The sequence below is a fragment of the Sporosarcina sp. P19 genome, assembly GCF_002743165.1.
GTDB classification, from domain to species: domain Bacteria; phylum Bacillota; class Bacilli; order Bacillales_A; family Planococcaceae; genus Sporosarcina; species Sporosarcina ureae.
This window is the reverse complement of sequence record NZ_PDYR01000007.1, coordinates 67,533-91,817: the sequence shown is the minus strand read 5'-3', so window position 1 is coordinate 91,817 and position 24,285 is coordinate 67,533. Positions and strand designations below refer to the sequence as shown.

General features: G+C 40.8%; 21 protein-coding genes and 1 riboswitch. Of the genes, 5 read left to right on the top strand and 16 right to left on the bottom strand.

The window, feature by feature from the left end; genetic code table 11:
* Positions 1-19: 19 nt before the first annotated feature.
* The 3 genes from CSV74_RS09415 to nadX form a co-directional block, all read right to left on the bottom strand.
* Entirely contained in the window at positions 20-1,462 is a 1,443-nt protein-coding gene (locus CSV74_RS09415) for a vWA domain-containing protein (RefSeq protein WP_099691446.1), read from the bottom strand.
* Between the two features lie 15 nt (positions 1,463-1,477).
* Positions 1,478-2,662, bottom strand: a complete 1,185-nt coding sequence (locus tag CSV74_RS09410; RefSeq protein ID WP_099691445.1) for an AAA family ATPase — start codon at positions 2,660-2,662, stop codon at positions 1,478-1,480.
* A 629-nt stretch (positions 2,663-3,291) separates the two neighbouring features.
* Entirely contained in the window at positions 3,292-4,074 is a 783-nt protein-coding gene (nadX, locus tag CSV74_RS09405) for an aspartate dehydrogenase (RefSeq protein ID WP_099691444.1), read from the bottom strand.
* Positions 4,075-4,219: 145 nt separating this feature from the next.
* Here nadX and CSV74_RS09400 point away from each other — a divergent pair, with 145 nt between their 5' ends.
* Positions 4,220-4,996 carry a DUF2935 domain-containing protein gene (locus CSV74_RS09400; protein ID WP_099691443.1) on the top strand — a complete coding sequence of 259 codons (777 nt, stop codon included), beginning with the start codon at positions 4,220-4,222 and terminating at the stop codon, positions 4,994-4,996.
* A gap of 645 nt (positions 4,997-5,641) precedes the next feature.
* On the opposite strand, the gene CSV74_RS09395 is transcribed toward CSV74_RS09400, so the two are convergent.
* Complete coding sequence (locus CSV74_RS09395) at positions 5,642-6,055, bottom strand: universal stress protein (RefSeq protein WP_099691442.1); 414 nt, start codon at positions 6,053-6,055, stop codon at positions 5,642-5,644.
* Between the two features lie 13 nt (positions 6,056-6,068).
* Complete coding sequence (locus CSV74_RS09390) at positions 6,069-7,478, bottom strand: SulP family inorganic anion transporter (RefSeq protein WP_099691441.1); 1,410 nt, start codon at positions 7,476-7,478, stop codon at positions 6,069-6,071.
* Between the two features lie 107 nt (positions 7,479-7,585).
* Between CSV74_RS09390 and CSV74_RS09385 the strand changes: the two genes are divergently transcribed.
* A complete protein-coding gene (locus CSV74_RS09385; RefSeq protein ID WP_099691440.1) occupies positions 7,586-8,143 on the top strand; it encodes a recombinase family protein in 558 nt (185 codons plus the stop codon).
* Between the two features lie 221 nt (positions 8,144-8,364).
* Here CSV74_RS09385 and CSV74_RS09380 read toward each other — a convergent pair whose 3' ends face one another.
* A complete protein-coding gene (locus CSV74_RS09380; RefSeq protein ID WP_099691439.1) occupies positions 8,365-9,858 on the bottom strand; it encodes a multicopper oxidase family protein in 1,494 nt (497 codons plus the stop codon).
* A gap of 207 nt (positions 9,859-10,065) precedes the next feature.
* Positions 10,066-10,638: an exonuclease domain-containing protein gene (locus tag CSV74_RS09375; protein ID WP_099691438.1), complete on the bottom strand. Its 573-nt coding sequence runs from the start codon at positions 10,636-10,638 to the stop codon at positions 10,066-10,068.
* A 188-nt stretch (positions 10,639-10,826) separates the two neighbouring features.
* Positions 10,827-10,938: riboswitch (TPP riboswitch) on the top strand.
* A gap of 82 nt (positions 10,939-11,020) precedes the next feature.
* On the opposite strand from CSV74_RS09375, the gene CSV74_RS09370 reads away from it, so the two are divergent.
* The 3 genes from CSV74_RS09370 to CSV74_RS09360 are packed head-to-tail and all read left to right on the top strand — an operon-like array spanning position 11,021 to position 13,823.
* Positions 11,021-11,590 carry an ECF transporter S component gene (locus tag CSV74_RS09370; protein ID WP_099691437.1) on the top strand — a complete coding sequence of 190 codons (570 nt, stop codon included), beginning with the start codon at positions 11,021-11,023 and terminating at the stop codon, positions 11,588-11,590.
* Between the two features lie 21 nt (positions 11,591-11,611).
* Positions 11,612-13,078 (top strand): ABC transporter ATP-binding protein, encoded by a 1,467-nt coding sequence (locus tag CSV74_RS09365; RefSeq protein ID WP_099691436.1) that lies wholly within the window; start codon positions 11,612-11,614, stop codon positions 13,076-13,078.
* The gene (locus tag CSV74_RS09360; RefSeq protein ID WP_099691435.1) at positions 13,056-13,823 is read left to right on the top strand and encodes an energy-coupling factor transporter transmembrane component T family protein; all 768 of its coding nucleotides are present in this window, start codon (positions 13,056-13,058) and stop codon (positions 13,821-13,823) included. Before CSV74_RS09365 ends, CSV74_RS09360 begins: the two co-directional genes overlap by 23 nt.
* An 86-nt stretch (positions 13,824-13,909) precedes the next feature.
* Here CSV74_RS09360 and CSV74_RS09355 read toward each other — a convergent pair whose 3' ends face one another.
* From CSV74_RS09355 to CSV74_RS09315, 9 genes are all read right to left on the bottom strand, one after another.
* Positions 13,910-14,344, bottom strand: a complete 435-nt coding sequence (locus CSV74_RS09355) for a DUF6526 family protein (RefSeq protein ID WP_099691434.1) — start codon at positions 14,342-14,344, stop codon at positions 13,910-13,912.
* 304 nt (positions 14,345-14,648) lie between these two features.
* A complete protein-coding gene (locus CSV74_RS09350; protein WP_099670785.1) occupies positions 14,649-15,059 on the bottom strand; it encodes a universal stress protein in 411 nt (136 codons plus the stop codon).
* Positions 15,060-15,513: 454 nt separating this feature from the next.
* Complete coding sequence (locus CSV74_RS09345) at positions 15,514-15,690, bottom strand: universal stress protein (protein WP_099691433.1); 177 nt, start codon at positions 15,688-15,690, stop codon at positions 15,514-15,516.
* Positions 15,691-15,875: 185 nt separating this feature from the next.
* Positions 15,876-16,427, bottom strand: a complete 552-nt coding sequence (locus tag CSV74_RS09340) for a biotin transporter BioY (RefSeq protein WP_099634316.1) — start codon at positions 16,425-16,427, stop codon at positions 15,876-15,878.
* Positions 16,428-16,566: 139 nt separating this feature from the next.
* Positions 16,567-19,239: an aconitate hydratase AcnA gene (gene acnA, locus CSV74_RS09335; protein ID WP_099691432.1), complete on the bottom strand. Its 2,673-nt coding sequence runs from the start codon at positions 19,237-19,239 to the stop codon at positions 16,567-16,569.
* A gap of 41 nt (positions 19,240-19,280) precedes the next feature.
* A complete protein-coding gene (locus CSV74_RS09330) occupies positions 19,281-20,423 on the bottom strand; it encodes a PrpF domain-containing protein (protein WP_099691431.1) in 1,143 nt (380 codons plus the stop codon).
* Between the two features lie 14 nt (positions 20,424-20,437).
* Complete coding sequence (gene prpB / locus CSV74_RS09325) at positions 20,438-21,340, bottom strand: methylisocitrate lyase (protein ID WP_099691430.1); 903 nt, start codon at positions 21,338-21,340, stop codon at positions 20,438-20,440.
* Positions 21,341-21,359: 19 nt separating this feature from the next.
* Positions 21,360-22,751, bottom strand: a complete 1,392-nt coding sequence (locus CSV74_RS09320) for an SLC13 family permease (protein ID WP_233190859.1) — start codon at positions 22,749-22,751, stop codon at positions 21,360-21,362.
* 8 nt (positions 22,752-22,759) lie between these two features.
* The gene (locus CSV74_RS09315; RefSeq protein WP_029054250.1) at positions 22,760-24,274 is read right to left on the bottom strand and encodes a tripartite tricarboxylate transporter permease; all 1,515 of its coding nucleotides are present in this window, start codon (positions 24,272-24,274) and stop codon (positions 22,760-22,762) included.
* Positions 24,275-24,285 lie beyond the last annotated feature (11 nt).

Here is a 24,285-nt window from a genome sequence, read left to right as displayed (position 1 = left end):
GTTTAAGGTAATGCATCTATTAAATTTCAAAAGCGATAAAGCTTCCTTCGTCATCAAAGTTGGTTACATGAAGTACACGGTCTGAGAATGATTCTGCGACGGCCGTATCTTTCCCTATTGCTAGGGTGAGTACATTAAACTCTTTTTGTTTTTTCTTCTCATTGAATTCTGTTAGGAAACTCTCGCTCATTTCATCTTCTCCATCACTAACAAAAATGACATCTGCATGTTTGAAAGTACTGTCTTCTATTACTTCAAGGGCTCCTTGCAGTGACAGTGTAAAGTCTGTTCCCCCACCCAAATATGTTCTAGCAAGTCGTGCAAGTTCATTTGAAGTGATCTTGCCTTTAAGAAATACCTCTTTTTGAATGGTCGTGGAAAATAATAGAACGCATAGATCGCGGCGTTGTTTCTTGGCGATTGATAGAAGCGCCAGGATGAATCCTTTTGACTGATTATCAAGCAATTTCATACTTCCCGATTGATCAAGACAAAAAATAATTGGACCTTTGCCAAGATTCTCTCGCTTCTTCTGTTCAAACTGCATCGTGTTTCCTTCCGCAAAGCGGCGCAAGAAATCTTTTTTCGTCGTGTCATTTGCATAGAGTCCTAATTCCATCGGCAAGAGACGTTCCATCTCATTCCCAATGGTTACTCCACGCCTCTCGATCGCCTCCACATAGTTGGTCTTCTGTTTTTCACGTGCTACTTCTTGAAAACGACCAGCCCACTCTGCAATTTCCTGCATTTTGGGATCCATCGCTACTTGATCCGCCACTGCAAGTTGTTCACGCAACGGCACTTTCTTTAACTCTGCATCTCCTTTACCTGCACTGCTCCCACCCATCAGGGAGATCAGGCTGTCTTTCACTTTGATCGACTCTTCTACCGCTTCATCGATCGCTTGCAAAAATCGTTCGCCATTCGTTTCAAGTGTAAATTCGAGTCGATCATTTAACTTATCCGTAGCATCAGCTAATTCTTGGATAGGTCCATCTTCTATTTCGTCCTGTTGTTCATCCACATGGTCAATCGGCACGTCATCTTGTAGCGCTTCTACAGCTTCCATTTTCTTCAGTAAGTCTTCATCCATAGCTTTTGATTCCGCTAGCCATAGATTGATCATTTCAACCAATTTCACGGTACAGACAGTCGCGGCCAGATCGTCCAATCGAGTAAAGTTTCTATATTCTTCAAAATGTTCATCTTTCATCAGCTTTTCTATAATGGTCTTATTCGGTTTCAGTGCTGGATCCATTCCCTCTAGTAAAATCCGTGGTTTCATTTTATACAGTGATGCCCAAACATCACCAAGCAATGCTTCTGTAGTAGGTAATTGTCCTTCTTCCCTGACCTTTTGCAAACCATCTGACATCTCGAACAGTTCTTTAAAACGTCTTTTATCAAATGCATCTGTATTCAGTACGGAGCGATGATCTCTAATTATTTTACTTCTTTTCATAGAATATCACTCCTTTTACATTCTAAAGAAGACTCCATATTGCTCGCCATTTTCATCATTCTTTCCATTCGTTTCACCATAATAAGCAGCATCCATACGACTACTTTCCACTTCGTTTTTTAAGGAAGTAATTTGTTTTTGTAAATGATCAACTTCAGTCGCACGGCTTGTATTTTGCTCTTTCAACTCATTTAATTCCGTTGATAAAGCAGAAATTTTCTTGATTGCTTCCATACCCGCTTCAGTTGAATGATCACGTACTGCGGAATCATAGATTTCATTCGCTTCATTTTCAATGGCTGAAAGCCTTTGTGCTAATCCATCTTGTGAATGTCTACGAACGATAGTGCAAACAGTCTCTTTTTGATCCAAAGTCTCCCAGAGTGCATTCTCAAGAATCACCATATCATCTGTCTGTATAGATTCTCTTTGATGGATCAAAGCTCTCGCTTGTAAGATACTCAAAGACTGTTTGAATCGGCGATCAGACGGCTGAATTCCTTCGTCTTGAAGTTCTCTTCGAATCGTAGACAATGTCTCATATACTTCATCTGGAATATGCACCTTGTTAGTCATCTTTTGAAGTTGCACTAGGTCGTCCAAATGCATCGTCGGAATTTCGACATGTTCGCCTTCATCTTTCATCATCGATACAAAGTTAGATTCATCCGCGATGAAATTGATTTCGAAACGTAATAGGAAACGGTCAAATAAAGCTTCAAGTCCCTCGCCATCCTCTGGATATTCGTTGGAAGCGCCAATGACCGACATTAATGGTGCTTCAATCGGTTGTCCATCATTATAAAATAGTCTCTCGTTAATTAAAGTCAATAGACTGTTTAATATTGCAGAGTTTGCTTTAAAAATTTCATCCAAAAACACCAAATGTGCTTCCGGCATTTTAGCAGCAGTATTGCGCTTATATATACCTTCTTCTAAGTCTTTTAGCGACAGCGGTCCGAATACCTCTTCCGGGGTACTGAATCTTGTCAGTAACCATTGAAAATAGGACGTTCCATTCACAATCTTTGCTAACTCTACTGATAATGCTGATTTCGCTGTCCCAGCTGGCCCGATCATTAACATATGCTGTTTGGAAAGGAGAGCTACTAAAATTCCCTCTACTTCGTTTTCACGTTCAAAAAATTTTGCGTTTAGTGCTTTTTTTATTTCATGTAACTTCTTTATATTCATATCCATAATAGACATCCCCTCAAATCATAATAACGAATCATTGTTCTCTTTATGTAACAGTGTGACTGTAATATGAGGTTTTTAACCGCCTACACCGTAATTCTTTCATTGATCATGCAATAATTCATTTTATATTTTTGTCTAACTTTTCACATATAGTTAGAGTTCTGCGATTAGTAATTATTTACAGTAACCTATTTACTTCTCTTACCCCTTTTACTCCTTATTCACTCATCTCATTAGTACTTTTATCAATATGTTTTCATAATACTATGCAAAGATTAAATACCAGCTAACGTACTTCGAGACAACCGCTAATCATGGAAAAAAGGCAATGATTCCGGTATCTCGATTAGTTAAATACAGTCATAATAAAAAAGCTACCCATGATGGGCAGCCTTTTCTTTGTAGGAATCTTAATACTATAGCGGGTCTACTACTTCATCTTCGTTCTGATCTAGTAAAGCAGTAATCCCACTTCCTGCCCCCCAAATGGAGATAGTTTACGCCCGTATTCCAATCAACTAAAACCGTAATTCTTCCAAGTGACAGGATGTCATCTGTTGTATTTCACATAGAATCGGGTCTCTGTTTCTTCTTTTTGTCTTCAAACATATAAAACACCCTCTCTTTAGTCAACTTCCTACGGTAATCGCATTTCCTCTGTTTTGCAAAGTAGATACTATACTCAATGCTGCAAGATAGCTTGTTTTAGGGTTGTTTGGCATTGGCTCATTTTCGATTAGTAAATTCATTTTGCCGAAATCACCTTTTGCTTTAATAGTATGTGTGTTTCGTTGAATATTCGGATCTGCTATAACGCGTACTGCCGTTTTATCTGCGCCCAGTCCTGCAATTGATAGTAGTAATGCAACATTGACGTTTTTAGGGAATTTTTCAATGGCATCTATTGCCATACCATCAAAAATGCATTCTTCTACATGCTTCACATCAAGTCCCAGTGATTGGTAGGACTTCCTAGTCGTAATGCGTACTTCCTGTAATCCACCAAGAGAATTTGCAGATTGCAGAAGATCCAGTCCACCAATTGCTCCTGAAGGTAGATATATATGTTGCTGATTCTTCCGCGCCACTTCTTTCATTTCATTTAAATACTCCATATCTTTGAATGCCCCTATACTACTCACTATCAGGTCTTTCTTATTGTCCAGCACTTCTTCCATATGCTCCATTGCAACTCCAATCGTTGCAGCTTCCACGACTACATCCATAGGTGATTGAATGAATTCCTCAAAGTTTGTATAGAACTTTGCGCTATACTGTGATTCTAGCTTTGGCCCCACCTCTTGGTTACGTCCGAATATCGAGACAATTTCAGCGTCCACTTTACCGTTCCTATTGATACTTTCTAATAGATACTGCGCAATATTGCCAGTTCCAATTATGCCGATTTTCATTTTACAACACCTCTTTCTTCAGTATATACACTTTCCCAAGAAATAGATGGCTTTCTACTTCAATACCCTATCTATACATAAAGAACACTAGGAATGAATAGGATGGTAAAGATATCAGATAGGTAAATTAGGGGGGTATGTATGTATGACTGGTTATACAGATAATTATGAACGTGATACGTATGGGATTATCGATTTTTGGGTGCGCAATAACTTCGAACATGGGGAGTTTTTCGATCGAGAAATCAGTCACCATGAGTTGGAATTAGCACGCGCTAATCAACAAATGGTCGACCGTATGGGGAAGATCTTTAAAAAGACTGAATCCAAAACTGGCGATATTGGATTAATAATCGATGAGGCAAAGAGCTCTACAAAAGAGTTCGCTGATCTACTAATGCATACAATGGATCGGGCATTACATTGCGACGTCATCATTTCTACTCCTACTTCTCTTCTTGATCACATGATTCGTGAAGCGGAAGAAGCAGAGCGTGTGTTTAAATTAATTGAAACGAATTCTTACATCACGCCAGCTGACGCGACATTGCATGAGAACAACTTCTGGCTTCGTCAAATGCTCGACCACCTCTTATTCATCAGTCATTACGTAGATGCTTCTAACTATGAATTACATGATCAAGTTCGCGCAATGACAAGGAAGTTTGAAAACCTACTGTTACAGGCTCAAGCTTTGAAAACGATCATTCGTAGACCACGTAATGAAGTTTCACCCGTGTTGAATACATTCAATCAAATGGTGATAAAAGAAGCAAAAGCACTGGAAGCTTTTAAGTTAGAATTAAGTGAACTGATTAAAGCATGTGCCGCTGTTACGACTGCCCCGCCTGATTTGTTAGAACATATTGCGAGAGAAGCCCACCATCTGTGGAAAAACCTCGAAGATCAGGTCGTAAACTAATTTTCATGAAAACATGACGAGAATTTCTCGTCGTGTTTTTTATCCTGTAAAAGTCTAGCCGATTAAAACGTTGTGTCATACGGAACGTAAAAGGATTAGATGATGACGAGGAAATCAGTACACTCAACCCTTTCTTACCAACAGATCGCGCATACAGTATCATTCCAGAATAGCTTGTTGATTACGAAGTAGTACGGGAAGCTAATCGACTTCCACGTAAATCACTATTTGTTAGTTTAGTCAGACCTTATTGGATTTGGCTGATTGCGACCGGGTTGTTGGTGTATTTCTCACCAACTCCTTTAGATTTGCATGGTACCTGGTGGATCATCCCCAGCATTTTACTGTTTATGCTCATCACGTATTGGGTTATGAACTATTGGAACACAAACTATTGCATATACGACGGCTTCATTCAGTTGACGGAAGGTGCTTTCGGGAAAACGACTAATATCACACGCAAAGATAAATAAATAGAAGTGTATGCTAAACGATCGGAATTTAAAGAGTTTACGTGTCTTCATACAGATTAGATTATAAGTCTTTACTTGCTTTAGATTGTTTGGTAGTGATTTACGAGTAGGTATCCTCTGATCATTGCAAAAAGGAGATTGTCTACGCTGATATAGCGTGACAATCTCCTTTTTATTTCACTATGGTCACAGGACACCCTACATGCTTCATTACCTTATGGCTGACGCTACCTAAAACCATTTCTTGAAATGAATTTAGGCCACGGCTACCGATGACTAGTTTGTCGATTTTCTTTTCATTTACATAGTTAATTATTTCCTGGCTGGGATTCCCTCTGAGCATGATTACTTTCGCATCCACAGCCGCTTCCTTTGCCAGAGCTAAAATCGGATGCATCTTTTGTTCGCGTTTCAATGCTAGGCTTTCAGGACTTTGTGCTAACAGTCTTTCATCCTTCGCTTTGTTAAGATCCTGAACATAAATAATCTCTAACGTAACTTTAGGCAAATATTCCGCTAGCATAATCGCATGTCTTGCGGCACGCATCGCATTTTCAGAACCATCAATCGCTACAGCAATTTTCATATCGTTCACTCCCTCACAATAGTTTTTCATATAATTGTTCACTTGATGAATTTAACCCACGAATCGTGACCGCAATCCCTTTACTTTCGAGCTTAGTTATCACTTTTAAAATCGCACCTACTGCCGATTCATCCCACAGCTGACTGTTTTCAAAATCAATGATAATTTGTTTGTCATTTATATCATCAAATGCCTGAATAAACTTCGTCGTAGAAGCAAAAAATAAAGGACCTTGTATTTTATATATACCCTTTTCATTCGTTACCGAGACACGTGATATCTTCGCAACGAAGAATAATGCACTAAGGATAACTCCGATCACTACGCCTATCGCTAAGTTATGCGTGTATAAAATAATTACTACAGTAATCAGCATAACAATCGATTCTGAACGTGGTGCAGATCGAAGAAATTTAAACGTTCCCCAGTTGAAAGTCGTTGCCGCCACCATAACCATGACACCCGCAAGAACAGGCATCGGAATTTTAACGACCAAGTCCCCTAATACAATAATCAAAAACATTAAAAATGCTCCAGCAGTCAATGTAGATAGCCGTCCTCTACCACCTGATTTGATATTGATCACCGATTGACCGAGTAGCGCACACCCCGCCATTCCACCGAAAAATCCAGTGATGAAGTTGGCAATACCTTGTCCGCGTGCTTCACGATTTTTATTACTCGGTGTATCTGTCATATCATCGAGCACTTGTGAAGTCAGTAGCGATTCAAGTAATCCTACAATAGAAAGGGCCAATGAATACGGTAAAATAATTTTCAGTGTTTCAAAATTCAGTGGGATATCAGGGAAGAAGAATGTTGGCAATGAACTCGGCATTGTCCCCAAATCACCAATTGACTGCAATTTCACTCCACTGAACAGCGCAATTGTCGTCATAACAACAATCGCAATCAGCGGAGCTGGTATCGCGGTGAAGAAACGCGGCACCGCATATACCAAAATTAATGTAGCGATCGCGAATACATACGTCATCGTACCCGAACCGACTAAATACGGTAGTTGTGTAATGAAAATCATGATTCCGAGAGCATTTACGAATCCTAGCATGACTGAATTCGGTATGAAGCGCATTAAATTCGCCACTCCTAGTGAGCCTAAAATTAATTGAATAATACCCGTTAAGATAGTCGCTGCCAGTACATACTCTAGGCCATGATCTGCCATTAAACTAACAAGCACTAGTGCCATGGCACCCGTAGCAGCCGATATCAATCCGGGTCGACCCCCAACAAATGCAGTAATAACGGCAATAGTAAATGATGCATATAGCGCTACACGCGGATCCACCCCGACGATAAACGCAAAAGCCAATGCTTCCGGAATGAGCGCGAGTCCGACGACTATACCTGCCAATATATCCGCACGTACATTCCCAAACCATTGTTGTTGTAAAGTTTGCATATTTTTCTCCTCTCGTGATGTGAAAAAATCAACTCAATGTTAGAATGTACATAGCATATCATTTACAGTCCCATAAGTGAACAGTTTTGGGATGAAAGGAGTAAAAAATGAAGTATGGATATATCCGCCCGATTGTAGGTGATCAGCAAACTACTGAACAACTAGCAAATCTTACTATAGACACGATTTATGTAGAATCACATGGACTGGCTAAACAAAGAGTGGAGCTTGAACGACTACTAATGGATGTCCAAAGTGGAGACACATTGTACGTACAAAACATTGAAGTGTTAGCTGACTCGCTTCAGCAACTTTGGGATATTTTACGTTTGGCAGAACGTGATCAACTCATAATTAATTTTGTGGACGAACAGCTAACGAATCAAACTATGCAATCTACCACATTGCTTCAAAACGTAGAATTTTTTGCAAAGCTGCAAACCACTTTTCTCAGTCATTCCTCTACATTTTCACTACAAGTTGCGAAACAACAAGGTAAAACAATTGGACGTCCACGAAAGTCTGATGATAATTTACAACGCGCATTTGAAATGTATGATAGTAAAAATTTCACTTTATTTGATATCAAAGAAGAAACAGGTATTAGTAAATCAACACTCTACCGCTATTTGGATGAGCGAGCAGCATTATATGATAAGCAGTAGTTTTTCATCTGGTTAATTATCTTTATCTGTAGTTTCAGTGTCACTTGCTCAGAAAGCAGATGTATCAAGTATTAAAATGGTTTTTTATAATCAATTCATTCCTTTTGTCTTTCTTATTAGAATCCCCTTCTGCCGAACTCAATTTGCACTTGCCCTATTTCATAAAAAGTGTAAAGTAGCCAGTGAAATAAATATTTCACTGGCTACTTTACGCATCACTTTTATTTCACTTCTATTTGTCCCATCATTCCGTTGTCTTCATGTTCTAAAATATGACAATGGAACATGTACACACCTTTATGCTTAAACTGGATGGCGATTTTCACTTTTTCTCCAGGATGAACAGCAATACTATCCTTCCATCCCCTCTCATTCTCTTTAGGTTCTACACCATCTCGTGAAACTATTTTAAACTGTGTTCCGTGAATGTGGAATGGGTGAATCATACCACCCATCATATCTTTTTTATTATAGATCTCCCATACTTCTGTCACGCCTTGTTCTTGCGTAAAATCTATTCTTTCCGGATCAAATTTCTTTCCATTAATCGTTACATGATCCATCATGCCAAAAAGTTCTATATTCTTCGTAACCGGCATGTTTTTTTCTTCGTCCGTTACGGCAAAATCATTTAGCTGCTCGGATCTTTCTGTACCATCTACTTCTTGATGTGACACATCAAACGGCAAAAGGATAGATCCATCTTCATTAATTAAAGATAAATCATCTGTAGAGTTTAGTTGCGAGAAATCAATAATTATCTCTGCTCGCTCGGATGGCGTCAAGGTTACTTCATTCAATTTGACGGGTTTATTCAAGAAGCCACCATCTGTCGCAATTTGAACAAACGATTCACCTGTATTCAATTTGAATGTGAAATTTCTCGCGTTTGATCCATTTAGCAAGCGAAGACGCACTTGTTCTTTCTCTACTGGTAATACAGGATTTACTGTGCCGTTGACCAATAACGTATCGCCTATCGTTCCATCTTCGTTCATTACCGCTTTATAATCCAATTGGCCTTGCTCATCGAAAATTCGATCTTGGAAAACTAAAGGTATATCATTTTTTCCGTATTCTTTAGGAATTTCTAATTTCGCTGAATTAGAATCCTCAATATAAATTAGCCCTGCAAGTCCTTTGTATACTTGTTCAGATGTCTTTCCCTCGGGATGTGGATGAAACCATAACGTAGCCGCTTCTTGTGTCACTTTAAATTCTATTTGTTCTTTTTCACCAGGACTAAGTGTTGTATGCGGTCCGCCATCTGCTTCACCAGGCACTTCTAAACCATGCCAATGAAACGTTGTCTCTTGATCCAATTCATTGATTGTGTTAATTTTTATGGTTTCACCTTTTTTAAATTGAAGAACCGGACCTAACAGATCACCGTTATATCCCAAGGTTTCTGTAGTCATCCCATCAAGTATATCTACCTTACCTGTTTGCGCTTTGATAGTATATTCAGTTCTATCTGTCGCATCACTAGTTAGCAATGGTGGGATATTTAATTCATTTACACCTGTCGAGTCTTTTAAACTCACTACATTGTCATGGCTCATATGTCCGTGTTCCATTGTAGAGTCATCCATCATGTGATGATTTCCTTCGTTGCTCTGTTGATTGTTCTGATCATTTGATTGTGTATCGTTACTACAACCACTGATTAATAGAGCACCCATTAAAAACATAACGGTTTGTATTTTTTTACCCATCAAACTATCCCCTTTTTCTTTTACTGTTGATTTCAAGAGTAGTATAGCAATAACATATGGATAAACTATGCACATGGGATGTTTTTGAGTGGTCTTAGTCATTTTCAACTATAATTAAGAAGAGCCACCACCCTTAAAAGATTGCACAACTGATCACCAATAAAAAAGATGACCGGCAAAGTACTTCCCGGACATCTTTCACTGCTATTAAAATCTTGTTTTAGCTGGTTTCTTCATCGGCGCTTTATTCATCAAATAGGAGATGAATGTATCATCTTCCAGATGCGGATTGGACGAGTTCAACAAGACCGCAAGATTTTTTGCATCGTCGAGCGCTCTGTGAGCGTTATGCACTTGAATTCGGTGCGCTCTCAGCAATTGTTGCAGTTTACCGTTCTCAAAGCCGTAATTCTTCCATTTGATTTGTCGGACGGAGCAATACCAGTCCATGTCGAGCGTTTCAGGCAATAGTCGACTAACGAATCCTCTATCAAATGATGCGTTATGCGCTACTATACCGTCTGCTTGATCTAGTATTTTCAAGATTCTATCCATATCCAATGACTTCCCTCTTACCATCTGATCGGTAATGCCTGTGAGATTCGTAATGGTCGGAGAGATGGAATAGAACGGTTCTTGAAACTCGCAATACTCATCAGCCACCCGAATAATACGATTATCTTCATACTCTCCGAGCATAACGCCTAACTCGATCACTTCACTGGCCTCGGCACTCATACCTGTCGTTTCCACGTCAATAAATGCTATATGTTTCGTCATGTAAAAACTCCTTTTACACTCTATTTACATTATATTAAGAACACAATTAAGATTATTTCTATCCTTTTAGTATATCAGGATTTCACTAGTATATGTTCAATTTAAACTGTATGCAGTTCATTGAAACGTGTAGTAATTTCTTAAGTTGCCAGACAATTCAACGTGCTGTATACTAGGATTACTTACATAATTGTCCGTACGGGTGCTTGAGAGAAACAGGCTGAGATAGCAGATTAATCTACTGCTGACCGTTAATCTGATCTGGGTAATGCCAGCGTAGAGACCGTGATCGATGGAATTATACAGGAATCTCTTTCCTTCTTCGGCCGTCTGCTCTTCAGACGGCTTTTTTGTATAAAAAAATAACAAGGAGTGGAAGAGTATGAAGAAGTTAAAGTTTACCGATTTGTTGATCACCATCATGATTGGCGTGGTGTTTGGGGTACTGATGAAGTTTTGGGATGATTTATACACTGTCGTCAAACCGATCATGCCTGTCGCACGTCAACTGCTTTACGGCATGTGGTTCATGGTAGGACCGTTCGCCTTTTTATTATTGCGAAAGCCTGGTACTGCATTCATCGCAAGTCTGGCAGGGGCTTCCTTGTCTGCGTTTGCCGGACATGGTATTGAGGTTTTGATGTATGGGTTTGCACAGGGTCTTGCTGCGGAATTACTGTTTGCTGCATTCCGTTATAGACGCTATTCCATTTTAATCGCCGGGTTAGCAGGTATCGCTTCATGTCTTGCAAGTTTCGGACTCGATTTAATTTACGGGTACGCAGCACTCGAAACATGGGCACTCATTGTGAAATACGGATTACGTACAATCAGCGCATTCATCTTCACAGGTATTTTCGCTGTATTTATTGTAAGAGCGCTAGAAGCAACAGGCGTGACATCGTTAATTCGACCTGTTGATAAGAAAGAATATACGTTGCTTGATCAGTAAACGCGGAGGAATGATCCAACTATGAAAAACATCAGCGTTACCGATTTACGATTAAAGTTTCCAGGAGAAGATGCTTTGCTCTTTAAAGACCTCTCCTTCTCTGTTCGGCCTGGTGAAAAAGTTCTCATGCTCGGTCCTAGTGGTTGCGGGAAATCTACTTTACTCCAAGTATTGAGCGGCATTATACCAAACTCTATCGAACTACCAATGAAAGCAACAGACATTCAGTTGCCTGACTCATGGGGATTCGTTTTCCAAGACCCCGATACACAGTTCTGTATGACATATGTCGATGAGGAACTCGCTTTCGTATTGGAAAATCTTCAAGTTCCGCGTGAAGAAATGGCCCTTCTTATTGAAGAGGTATTGAAACGTGTAGACTTGCATTTGAAAGACCCACATACGTCCATCAATGAAATGTCGCAAGGTATGAAGCAGCGGTTAGCATTAGCTTCTGTATTATTACTGGAACCTGACGTGCTATTTTTGGATGAACCATCTGCCTTACTGGATCCAGAAGGCACGCAACAAATTTGGTCTTCTATTAAAGAAGCAACCGCTGATAAAACTGTGATTATCGTGGAACATAAAATTGATTTGATTGCGGACTGGGTTGATCGCGTAGTGCTGTTTAATGATCATGGGGTTATGATAGCAGACGGTTCACCTGCAGAGATCTTCGCACACTTTCAGGAAGAACTGAAACGTTATGGTATTTGGTATCCAGGGGTATGGGAAGAATATAAAGCGTCTGAAGCATTTCAATCGATGATGATCAATCGTCAAACAGTTACATCCGAGGAGAAAATTCAGATTCAGGACTTTCACGGCTATCGTGGTCAAGTGGAGAAGATTTCTGTCAAACGGGCGACCGTACAAGCTGCTGACTGGATTACGATTGTTGGAGAAAATGGTTCTGGTAAAAGTACATTGCTCTTATCACTCATGCAATTACTTCGGACTGACGGTGTCTACGAGGTGAACGGCGTGCCCATTGCGTGGAAAAAGAAGAAGCGCCAACTGCCGAAAGGTCTTTCACTTGTCTTTCAAAATCCCGAACTACAATTTGTGACGAATTCGATTACGGAAGAGTTAACCGTCTCTTTGCACGATATGCCAAAAGCTAATGCAGATCGTTATGCGAAGGAATTGATACGCTTATTTAACTTACCTGATTCTGTTTCACGCCATCCTTATCAGCTATCTACGGGTCAAAAGCGTCGTTTGAGTGTAGCAACTGCTCTCACTCCTGATACAGATATCTTATTGCTCGATGAACCTACTTTTGGACAGGACGCACGAAACACATTCGCCATTCTTGAGAAGCTGGAACAGTTGCGCATTGAAGGCATGACCATTTTGATGGTTACGCATGATACGGAAATTGTAGAGAGCTTCGCCACTGCTGTTTGGACTGTAGTGGACGGCGTACTGCATACGGCTAATATACCAGGAGGTGCAAAGAATGTTCAATTGGTTCACACCTAAACGCGAGACCTGGTTATTCCGAGTCAATCCCGCACTAAAATTTATCGTATTTTTTGCGTTCTTGATTATTACGCTTGTGAATCAAAGTGTACCTTTTGCTATCTCACAAGCGGTTTTATACGGAATAGTGTTTTATGTATTCAGCGGTTATTCATTGAAGAAACTTTCAATACTTTCAATTCCGTTAGTCATTTCTTTCCTGTCTACTGGATTGACGATGTTGTTGTTCGGTAAGGGGGAAGCGGTGCTTTGGCAATGGGGGCTGTTCAAGATTTCCGAAGAGAGCATTCAACATGCGCTTTTGCTCGGAAGTAAGTCCCTTTCATTCGGATTCGTCGGCTTTACGTTTATCTTAACGATCCAACCCGTACTATTCTTTTACGCTATGATGCAGCAGTTTCGTCTACCATCCAAATATGCATATAGTTTTATTGCGGCTTTTCGTTTAATTCCTGCTGTAACTGAAGAGCTGCAAATTCGCAGGAATGCGTTGAAAGTACGGAATATCCAGTTTTCAAAAGGGATAAAGGGGTTGTATGAGCGATTGCAATCCTATACCGTCCCTCTATTTGCCCAAAGTATACGTCGCGCACAACGCATTGCAGTTGCGATGGAAGCAAAACAGTATCAGATGGGTGCTGCCAGGACGTATTATTATCCTACACGGTATAACGGCATAGATATGTTTTTTTTACTTGTCATGATAGGTAGTTTATGTTCGGCTTTTTTACTATCAGTTTATTGATAATCATTCGATAAGCCACACTTAAAATATGTAACCACAGTAAAAGAGAGCACAGATCTAGTTCAGATCCTGTGCTCTCATTTTCATTACACCCGCTGATGATCTGCTCTCCAAGACTTTACGGATTTCTTAATTTCATCAGGCGATAGCTCTTCAACCACAGCCCGATCCGCAAGCTCCACGTACTCCTCATCTGAAGCAAATCGTAATGCAATCAATTGTGGTTTCGTCAATCTTGTAGCTAAACGGTTACCCGTCAACATAAAGTAACGAAGCTGTTCTTCCGTGACGATTAATCGATCTTGCAAAGACAACGCATAAATACGTGCAAGCATTCCTGGAATAATAGCGAGAACGGTAACTGCGAATAATAGCAGAAGCTGCATTGAAAAACCATGCTTTACGAATTGATAAGTTCCATAGATCGCTGTTGTTAAAAGCAATACAAAGCTTAATGGCAGCCAAATGTAGTGTTGCAATGGTGTTACACGTGTATGATTTTCATACGATTGTTCTTTCATCTTGTCACCCCTTATATACCCATATGGGTATCATATCTTACTGGGCACTAGATGTGTACGTAAATGCTTTTAATTAGGTTAGTCGTTTCAATAAATCATGCAACCTACCCAATCATATTTATCTAGCTTTCAATCCAATTATGTAATTTTTTGCAAGAGTGCGTTTCGCGTCATTTAGTACAGCCAGTGTTCTAGTTGCAAATATCATTATGATATCCAGTATCCTTGTAGCTAATCAACGACTCTAAAAAAACTGCCATAGCATATCTTTACGAGATGCTATGGCAGTTTTGCTTTATATTATTTATTTAATTATCGTGACAGAGCTATTCACATGTTTGATTACTTTTTGACTGACACTACCCATTACTAAATTTTTAAGTAATCGCAAGCCTCGACTACTAAGGATGAGGTGATCAATTTCATTATTGTTTACATGCTTAATGATTTGCTGGTGCGGATTTCCTTGAAGTACTGTGACTTCCGCTACTATTCCCTTATCTTTTACTAACTTCAACGCAGATTGCAACTTCTTCTTTTGATACTTATCAAGACTATTAGGACTTTGTTTTAATAATCGCTCATCTTCTTTATTGAAGTCGATGACATGGATCAATTCTAGTTTCGCTTCAGAAAATTGTTCCATTAACATAATCGCATAATCTGTTGCCCGCAATGCATTATCTGAGCCATCTACCGCCACAGCAATCTTCATGATAAAACCTCCTACAACTACTTTCTTCAATTTTTCAATTGAGATCTTCTTTCAGCTTCTGTCACCGACATAACAATCCATTCTCATGTTCTTTACCCTCTTCACGGATCATGTAGTCCAGTACTAAATATCTGCTCTAACAATCCAAAACCATTCTACCAATTACTTAACAAAAATCCAACTATCTGCTTCTTAAAAAAACAAAAATTCCTATCTACATTAAAAATCGTCAAAAAGTCTACTATACAAGTCTATATGACGACTTTCTTTATTTGACGATTGTTACTGGACAATTTGCTTTCTCCATTACACTACCAAGCACTAATAGTGCAACATTTCCCGTATGTAAATAATTAATAATTCCTTAATCCAGATTCCCTCGTAACAGCGTGATAGTCGTTTTAACTCCGGCTCTTTCCGCCAATTCCACTACAGGTCTCACAATTCGATCTTCTTACAAGGATAAACTGTTAAAGTTTTGTAACAGGAGTTGTTCAACTTCCACTTTGTTATAGTCGGTTACGGAAATCACTTCAAGCTCTGCGTCTTGTGCATTTTCTAAAAGTGTCAGCGCATATTTCGCTGCACGAAAAGCATGTTCAGAACCATCGATAGCTACAGCAACTTTCATACTAACAGCCCCTCATTAACTTGAATACTTACTATTGTTAGTATATATATCAGTACCCTATAGTATTCAGTAATCCAACTGCTTTTCTTATGCATTTGATATGAGAAACAAAAGGGCTTATATATCAACAAAAAAACGTTAACTCATAGTATATGAATTAACGTTTTTCAGGTTCAGAAATTAGATTATGCTAGCAATAAACGGTTAGCGAGCAATCTGCCTCGAACCATAATACCAGCCCATGCTGCAAGGAACGCTTTGATGAAGCCACCAATTAAAAATGGAACAAAGCCTGCCATGATCGCGGCTGTCCACGAAAGTTCCGCGATAAACTTTAGCCAAACTGTACCAAACGCTAACGCGACGAACATTCCAAGTATATTGGCGATGATCGCATTGGGTAGTTTGAAACTTGTGCGTTCCATATAATAACCCGTAATGAATGCCGTTGGAATAAAACCAATAAGAAATCCGCCAGTAGGTCCAAAGATTACACCTAACCCCGAAGACATGCCTGAGAATACCGGCATACCTACCGCTCCCATCGCTAAATATACTAGTACAGAGATCGTTCCATAACGTGAACCTAAAATCGTCGCTGCTAAACCGACTGCAAGTGTTTGTCCTGTAATCGGAACGAGTGGTAGTGGAATTGTTAGCTGTGCCATAATACCAATAATGGCTGCAAATAACGCAGTTACAATCATCATTTTCAATTTATTTCTCGAGTCCATCATTTCTCTAATCCCCTTTAAGTAAACCGTTATCTAAGTAGCGTTGACATTGATTTTATAGTATAAAAATAGTTGTGTCAATGCTTTTTAGTAGCTTGTTTACTCAATGGGTAGCGTGATCAATTACTATGTTTCAGAATTTTTATACATCCATCATGCTTTCAGCTACTGCAGGTAATAAGCCACCTTGCATATATGCATATTTTTCCATCATGTTATCGATTCTAAGTAATACAGTAAATTGAATGGCTTCACCGTTCAGCCGGACTGCTGTCATTTTGCAGCGCTGCCCAGGAACGAATGCACGATCTTCCACATCCAGCGTATATGTTTCTGTTCCATCCAAGCCGAGCACAGACACAGATTCTCCTTCTACAAATTGAAGAGGCAGCACTCCCATGCCCGATAGATTACTACGGTGAATGCGCTCAAAGCTTTCAGCAAGCACCACTTTCACACCAAGCAGCGAAGTACCCTTTGCCGCCCAGTCCCGCGAACTTCCCGTTCCGTACTCTTTCCCTGCCAATACAATTAAATTACGCTGTTCTTCTTCGTATCGCTGTGCCGCTTCAAATACTGTAACTTGTTCTCCTGTCCCCCTGTGTATTGTATAGCCACCTTCTACACCGGGGATGAGTTGGTTGCGAAGACGTATATTCGCAAACGTACCGCGCATCATCACATGATGATTTCCTCTGCGGGCACCATAGTTATTGTAAGAACGCGGACTGATTCCCTTATTTGATAAAAATTTTCCCACCTCACTATTTATCGGAATTTGTCCTGCCGGTGAAATGTGATCCGTTGTGATAGAATCACCCAGCATCAGCAGTGGAATCATCTTCTCGGTGTTTTTTGTGATGGATACGTTATGAACCTTATCAAAATAAGGCGCACGTTGAATATACGTTGAGTCTTGATCCCAGTTATATAGCAAACCTTCCGTTGCCGGTATGGATTCCCAAGTTTCATTTGAATAAATACCTGCGTATTCTTCACGGAACAGTGAAGCGTCGACAGTTTCCGCAATCACTTCTTGCACTATTTCCGTAGAAGGCCATACGTCCGCTAAATAAACTGGTTGCCCTTCTGTTCCAATGCCGATAGGTTCGCTATCAAAGTCGATATCGATACGCCCTGCCAAGGCATAGGCAACAACTAGTGGAGGTGAAGCTAAATAATTTGCACGGATCAGTGGATGTACACGTCCTTCAAAATTCCGGTTCCCACTTAAAATTGACGCCGCTACCAAATCATTTTCTGCTATAGCTTCTTCCGCTTCTGGCATCAGAGAGCCGCTATTGCCACAGCATGTAGCGCACCCATAGCCATCTACGTAAAATCCAAGTTGCTCTAGCGATGTTAGTAATTCTGCCTTCTCTAAATAACGTGTGACGACTCGAGAGCCAGGTGTCAATGTCGTTTTGACATACGAAGGTACGTGTAAGCCCATCTCCACGGCACGTGCAGCTAATAAGCCTGCTGCCATCATGACTGATGGATTGGATGTATTAGTGCAACTTGTAATAGAAGCCAGCACAATAGACCCGTCCTGTATACCCTTCGCAGTTTTCACACGTTGCTTGCCGTATCCACCGTCAGTAACAGATTTCATCAAAACAGTTTCAAACGACTGCTTCATATCAATTAGTGCCACTGTATCTTGGGGCCTTTTCGGTCCACTGACCGTCGGTATGATAGTAGCCAAATCTAGCTCCACTGTTTCTGAAAACCGTGGAGTTATAGATGCATCATCCATAAATAAGCCTTGAGCACGTAGGTATCCTTCCACTAAAGGAACAACATCCTCACGTCCTGTTTGATGAAAATATTCCATTGTTCGCTCATCAGTCGGAAAGAAGCTCATTGTAGCGCCATATTCAGGCGCCATATTAGCTATTGTTGCACGATCAGTTACAGGTATCTGACGTAGACCTTCACCGTAAAACTCCACAAACTTCCCAACGACCCCTTTTTTTCGTAAGGTATTCGTAACCGTTAACGCAAGGTCAGTCGCCGTTACACCATCAGCTAATGAACCCGTCAGCTCCACTCCTACTACATCTGGAATTGTAAAGTATAATGGCTGTCCTAGCATGGCAGACTCCGCTTCGATTCCACCTACACCCCAACCTACTATTCCAACTCCATTAATCATCGGTGTATGCGAATCCGTGCCAACTAAAGAATCCGGGTACAACCACCTTCTATCATTGTATGTTTCCGTTCTAACACCTGTAGCTAAGTACTCCAAATTCACTTGATGGACAATACCGTTTGCCGGCGGTACGACATGGAAGTTTTCAAAGCTTTTCTGTGCCCAACGCACAAACGAATATCGTTCTGCATTTCGTTCATATTCAATGGACAGATTTTGTTCAAACGCCGCCTGATCACCTGAGTGTTCGATAATAACCGAATGGTCGATTACCAAATCAACAGGAATTTGAGGATTGACTACTAGAGGATTGCCACCACGTGCTGCTACCGCATCCCGCATAGAAGCCAGATCCACAATAGCCGGAATCCCTGTGAAATCCTGAAAAACAATACGTGCTGGTTTAAAAGGTACTTCCTGGCCCTCAGTCCCACCTGACCAATTTGCCAGTACAGCGATATGTTCATCTGTTATGTATAGTCCGTCAGCATGACGAACTGCAGATTCTAGTAGCAACCTAATTGTATAAGGCAAGCTATCTATTGTATCAAAGCCAAACCTTTCCAACTTCTTCAATGAAACATAGCTGTATTGCTGCCCATCAATCGTTAACTCTTCGCGCAGTGTATCACGATGCCATTCGCAGTGCTTTTTCATACCGTAGTCCCCCTTCGTCTTCTAATATGAGTCAGTTAAAATTACAGCCAACTTGGTACATAACATTGTCCCTCTAGTATTCTTCTGGCTGTACGATCTAAGCCAACTGCAGCGACATCTTTGCCATCTTCCGTTAATTCGACAGTCACTTCTGCTATACCATCGGGATGACCTATTCGTATGTTTTGGAGCTGCTTCTGCTCGCTCGACGTGTAACAATCATTCGGAATCGTGCCATCTATCAATAATGTGGAGGCTAAGTTGTATAGACCACTACCGGCAAACGTCCGATGAAATTTCCCCATGGAAATCATTCTAGCTATGATGTCAATTTCCTCTGCTTTGACCTCAACACCTGACGTAGTAAAATAATCGCGTGGCGGTGCAACTAGTGCGATCTTCGGTATCGAAGGTACTTCCTTGGCCGCCTCGATAGTTTCAGCCATGCCTGCAGAAACGGCACCTTGGACACGTAATGTTTCAAGCTGCGTGAGCAAGTGTTGGTTTTGACTGAGTATATCGTTCGACTCTGAACCATCCAATCCAAAATCTTGTGCGTTTACAAAAATAAACGGATTAACAATATCACTAATAGTCACCGAAAATTTTTGTTCATCCGCCACTAACTCTGAACGCATTTCAGCAGGAAATGTAGTGCCAGTTTTACCACCGCCCGGAGACAAAATTGAGACGCTGATTTTTGCACCCGTATGCACAATTCCGGCCATTAAATAATCTCCATCCACTTGAACTGCTCCGTCTACTATTGGAACTTCAATCCGCACCAAACGGTTGATATTATGATTCAGCACGGTCACATCACACATTCCGTCAGCTAAAGGAACTTTCGCCAATCCTTCATCTATCGCATAAGCTCCAACCGCTGCCATTAAATTCCCACACGTTCCTGCTGAATCTACAATAGCCTCTCCAATTCCTACTTGGTAGAATGTGTACGCAAGACACGCTTTTTCACTGTCAGTTTCATGAATAACAATTACTTTGCTCGTATGAGAGGTACCGCTCCCAAGACCGTTTACTTGGGACGGATTATACGCATCCATTGCAGACATGAATATTTGTTCTTGCGCACTCTTCGATTTCGGTAGATCACTTTCCTTAAAGAACACACCTCTACTCGTACCGCCGCGATAGACTGTACACGGCACAGCATTTTGTTTCATGGCTAGTTCCTCCTTCACTCAGGAATGATTGTTTTGGCGATTTTCCCATCTAATGACTCATATTTTTCCAACTCTATCGTTTCGTATAATTCACGACGTGTCTGCATTTGATCGAGCACATCCACTTGCGTCCCTTTATCAAAGATTTCCTGAAATACTGTTTCAAATGCTTTCGCAGCTGCACGTAAAGAAGTAACAGGATAAATAACCATTGAAAAACCAAAATTCTGAAATTCTTCCGCTGTATAGTATTCCGTCCGTCCAAACTCTGTCATATTAGCCAGCAGCGGCACATCAAATGCAGCTCCCACTTTCTCGAATTCTTCTTTTGTTGTCAACGCTTCAGGGAATAACGCATCTGCTCCTGCTTTAACATATAATCCCATCCGTTCAATAGCTGCATCGAGTCCTTCAACAGACAGTGCATCCGTTCTGGCCACCACCACTAATGAAGGAGCTACTTCTTTAATTGCACGAATCTTCGCTGCCATCTCATCGGCAGGAATTAACTTCTTGCCATTTAGATGCCCACACTTTTTCGGCAGATCTTGGTCCTCAATTTGTACGGCCGCTACATTTGCTTCGACCATTTCTTTAGCTGTTCGCGCAACATTCAGCACACCGCCGAATCCAGTATCGATATCTACTAAAATGGGTAAATTCGTTGCACGCACTAATTCTCTCGCACGTTCCGCCACTTCCTGCGAATGCAAAATCCCAAGATCGGGTAAACCTCGGCATGCAGTAAATGCCGCACCGGATAAATACAATGCTTCAAAGCCTACTTTTTTTGCAGTCAAGGCTGCCATCCCATCATGCGCACCCATGATTTTCAAAATTTCTGTTTTACGAATAGCAGCCGAAAAATCTCCTGCTAGTTCTTTCTGTGTTTTCTGTTCTTGAACTAACCAAGTCATCCATAATTCCCCTTTTCTTTTAAGAATAAAATACCATCCAATATCCATAAATTGAAGCGAGTACGACGAGCAGCCAAATGACAAATGCACCTGATCCCAAACGCAGTAAATCACGCTTCGTGAAATAACTATATTCATAACTAATTAAATGTATTGGTGATTGCGTTATCAAAATAAAGCCTGGGATTCCCATTAAGAACACGCCCATTGATAAGTACAGTGGGTCATGCGTGGGGAATGCTTCGCCTATTGCTAGCGTTACAGGTAGCATGATTGTTAAAAAACCAAGTACATTGACGAAAAACAGTCTTAGTAAAGCCGTAACTAGCAACAGTGATAATACCACCAAGAAATACGAATCCATCGATAGCAAATTGATCAGCTGGGAAGCAAACCATTTCACTGCACCTGTCTTAATCAACATGCTCGATAACATCAACGTTGCTGCAAAGAACAGTAATAAATCCCAGCCAATCTTTTTCTTTGCCGTCTCCCATTGCCAGATCCCCGTAACCGGAAGTATTGTCAATGTCGCACCAAACAGTGCAACTAGCGAGACCGAAAAGCTATGTAGACTTCCCGTCATCCACAATATTACGGTCAATCCAAGAATCGCAAGAACTTTCCATTCGTTACGTGACATATGCCCGAGCGCATGTATTTTATCACCAATCACTCTTTCAAGTTCTGCACCGTCAATCTGTTCAGGTGGGAATACTAAAAGAAAGAGCAGAAATAATAACAACAAAAACACAGTGATAGGAGGTCCCATATATAAAATCCAGCTCACGTAATAGAGCCCTTCCGTCATATCGCCCAGCAACCCATAAGCATATAGCGTCGAGCTAGCACCCGTTGCCACTATCGCCCCTGATATCGGTACAATGAGCGTTAAGCCGACGAATAAAGACTTTGCTAACCTTTCTACGGTACCCATCGTCTGTAAATGCTTGACGATGCTATCTAGTACTGATGATACTAGACTCGCTTTTCCTACATTGGACGGAATGAACAGAGATAAGATGAACATTAGGATGAATGAGAAAAACACTAGCAAACGGCTCGAGCCTTTCGATAAGGAAAGTAGTTTCAATGACAAGCGGCTGGCGAGTCCCGATTCGATGAATGCACCTGCTAAAATGAACGTCGAAAATAGCAACCAGACAATCTCTGAAGCAAAATAACTCAATGTTTCTTCATACGTAAAGAAGTGCACTGAGAGCAATAACATCAGCAACAAGGAGCTGAATGCTAAAGGAAAGACCCCACCAATCCAAAGAACTTGGATAATGATGAGGCATGCGATGGCACGTAATACTTCTGTTGTCTCCACTAGAGGAGAAAACGTTATGATATATAGCAACACACTAAAAGAGAATAATAGTTTTTTCTGTTTTGTCATCGCTGTCATACAATCACTTACATTGCTTCGCTATTATTTTTTTGCGCTTTACGCTTCTTTAACCAAGAAGACAAGAAAGGTAATCCGAGCGAAACAATTGTCATAATAACAAGTGCAATAGTAATTGGTGATGCCGTAAGAATACCAATAGCGTTCGGATACGAGATCAAACTCATTCGGAAGTTTTGTTCCATATCTGACCCGACAATTACTGCCAGAATCAATGGAGCTACCGGGAAGTTCAGCATCTTCATGAACAGACCAACGAAACCGAAGATGATCAAAATCAAGAAGTCTACTGTGCTGTATCCAAGTGTATAGGTACCGATAAACGCCAGCATCATAATAACAGGATATAATACGCGAGGCGGTGTGTCTAAAATCTTTACAAGGATTCCGACAAGTGCAATATTCAAGATAACTAGGAACAAGTTACCGATAAACATACTATTGATGAATGTCCATACCATATCGGGGTTATTCTCAAACAATAGTGGGCCAGGCTTTAAACCGAGCATGACAATTGCACCAAGGATCACGGCAGTTGTTCCTGATCCTGGAATACCCATAGCGAGCATCGGAATAAATGCTCCGACAGCCGCTGCGTTGTTAGAAGACTCTGGTGCTGCCAATCCTTCAATCGCACCTTCTCCGAATTCTTCTGGGTGCTTAGAAACTTGTTTCTCTAAGGAATAACTTAGCATCGATGCAATTGCACCGCCTGCTCCAGGAAGTACACCGATTAGGAAACCAATAGGACCATTACGAATAATTGGCCACTTCGAACGCTTCCACTGTTCTTTCGTAATCCAAATTTTGCCGACAGATTTTTTCTCTCCAACCGGTTTATTGATGGATAAGAAGTTGTATAATACTTCTCCTACCGCATAAATACCGATAATGACGACAAGGAAATCAATACCTTCACTCAGATGAACATTGCCCATTGTAAAACGGTAGACTCCCGTCTGCAAATCAATTCCTACTGTACTGATCATTAATCCAATACACATCGAAATGAATCCTTTGACCATCTGGCCTTTTGCCAATGCAACAATTGCTGATAGTGTGAAAACCATCAATAAGAAGTACTCAGCAGGGCCGAATCGCAAAGCAAAACTGGCGAGCGGCTTAGCCAGTACAATAAAACCGACAACCGCGATTAATCCACCGATTAACGAAGCAATAGCAGATATTGCAAGCGCTTGGCCTGCTTGACCTTTCTGTGCCATCGGATAGCCGTCAAACGTAGCAGCAATTGCTGATCCGTCACCCGGTGTATTCAATAAGATCGAACTTCTAGAGCCACCATACATCGCACCGTAGTAAATAGCAGCCATTAAAATTAGTGCACTAGTAGGCTCCATTCCAAATGTAATTGGAATCAGCAAAGCAATTGCGGTTGCGGGTCCAAGACCAGGCAGCATTCCTACAACTGTTCCGAGGAACCCGCCGAGTGCGATCCAAAATAAATTCATTGGTTGAATTGTAGTCAAAAATCCATCTAAGATGGCTTGTACATCTATTCCCATATCGGTTCCTC

Coding starts and splice junctions, on each gene's coding strand:
- CSV74_RS09415 (WP_099691446.1), bottom strand. CDS start 1,462: ATGAAAAGAAGTAAAATAATTAGAGATCATCGCTCCGTACTGAATACA.
- CSV74_RS09410 (WP_099691445.1), bottom strand. CDS start 2,662: ATGGATATGAATATAAAGAAGTTACATGAAATAAAAAAAGCACTAAAC.
- nadX (WP_099691444.1), bottom strand. CDS start 4,074: ATGAAAATCGGCATAATTGGAACTGGCAATATTGCGCAGTATCTATTA.
- CSV74_RS09400 (WP_099691443.1), top strand. CDS start 4,220: ATGACTGGTTATACAGATAATTATGAACGTGATACGTATGGGATTATC.
- CSV74_RS09395 (WP_099691442.1), bottom strand. CDS start 6,055: ATGAAAATTGCTGTAGCGATTGATGGTTCTGAAAATGCGATGCGTGCC.
- CSV74_RS09390 (WP_099691441.1), bottom strand. CDS start 7,478: ATGCAAACTTTACAACAACAATGGTTTGGGAATGTACGTGCGGATATA.
- CSV74_RS09385 (WP_099691440.1), top strand. CDS start 7,586: ATGAAGTATGGATATATCCGCCCGATTGTAGGTGATCAGCAAACTACT.
- CSV74_RS09380 (WP_099691439.1), bottom strand. CDS start 9,858: ATGGGTAAAAAAATACAAACCGTTATGTTTTTAATGGGTGCTCTATTA.
- CSV74_RS09375 (WP_099691438.1), bottom strand. CDS start 10,638: ATGACGAAACATATAGCATTTATTGACGTGGAAACGACAGGTATGAGT.
- CSV74_RS09370 (WP_099691437.1), top strand. CDS start 11,021: ATGAAGAAGTTAAAGTTTACCGATTTGTTGATCACCATCATGATTGGC.
- CSV74_RS09365 (WP_099691436.1), top strand. CDS start 11,612: ATGAAAAACATCAGCGTTACCGATTTACGATTAAAGTTTCCAGGAGAA.
- CSV74_RS09360 (WP_099691435.1), top strand. CDS start 13,056: ATGTTCAATTGGTTCACACCTAAACGCGAGACCTGGTTATTCCGAGTC.
- CSV74_RS09355 (WP_099691434.1), bottom strand. CDS start 14,344: ATGAAAGAACAATCGTATGAAAATCATACACGTGTAACACCATTGCAA.
- CSV74_RS09350 (WP_099670785.1), bottom strand. CDS start 15,059: ATGAAGATTGCTGTGGCGGTAGATGGCTCAGATAATGCATTGCGGGCA.
- CSV74_RS09345 (WP_099691433.1), bottom strand. CDS start 15,690: ATGAAAGTTGCTGTAGCTATCGATGGTTCTGAACATGCTTTTCGTGCA.
- CSV74_RS09340 (WP_099634316.1), bottom strand. CDS start 16,427: ATGATGGACTCGAGAAATAAATTGAAAATGATGATTGTAACTGCGTTA.
- acnA (WP_099691432.1), bottom strand. CDS start 19,239: ATGAAAAAGCACTGCGAATGGCATCGTGATACACTGCGCGAAGAGTTA.
- CSV74_RS09330 (WP_099691431.1), bottom strand. CDS start 20,423: ATGAAACAAAATGCTGTGCCGTGTACAGTCTATCGCGGCGGTACGAGT.
- prpB (WP_099691430.1), bottom strand. CDS start 21,340: ATGACTTGGTTAGTTCAAGAACAGAAAACACAGAAAGAACTAGCAGGA.
- CSV74_RS09320 (WP_233190859.1), bottom strand. CDS start 22,751: ATGACAGCGATGACAAAACAGAAAAAACTATTATTCTCTTTTAGTGTG.
- CSV74_RS09315 (WP_029054250.1), bottom strand. CDS start 24,274: ATGGGAATAGATGTACAAGCCATCTTAGATGGATTTTTGACTACAATT.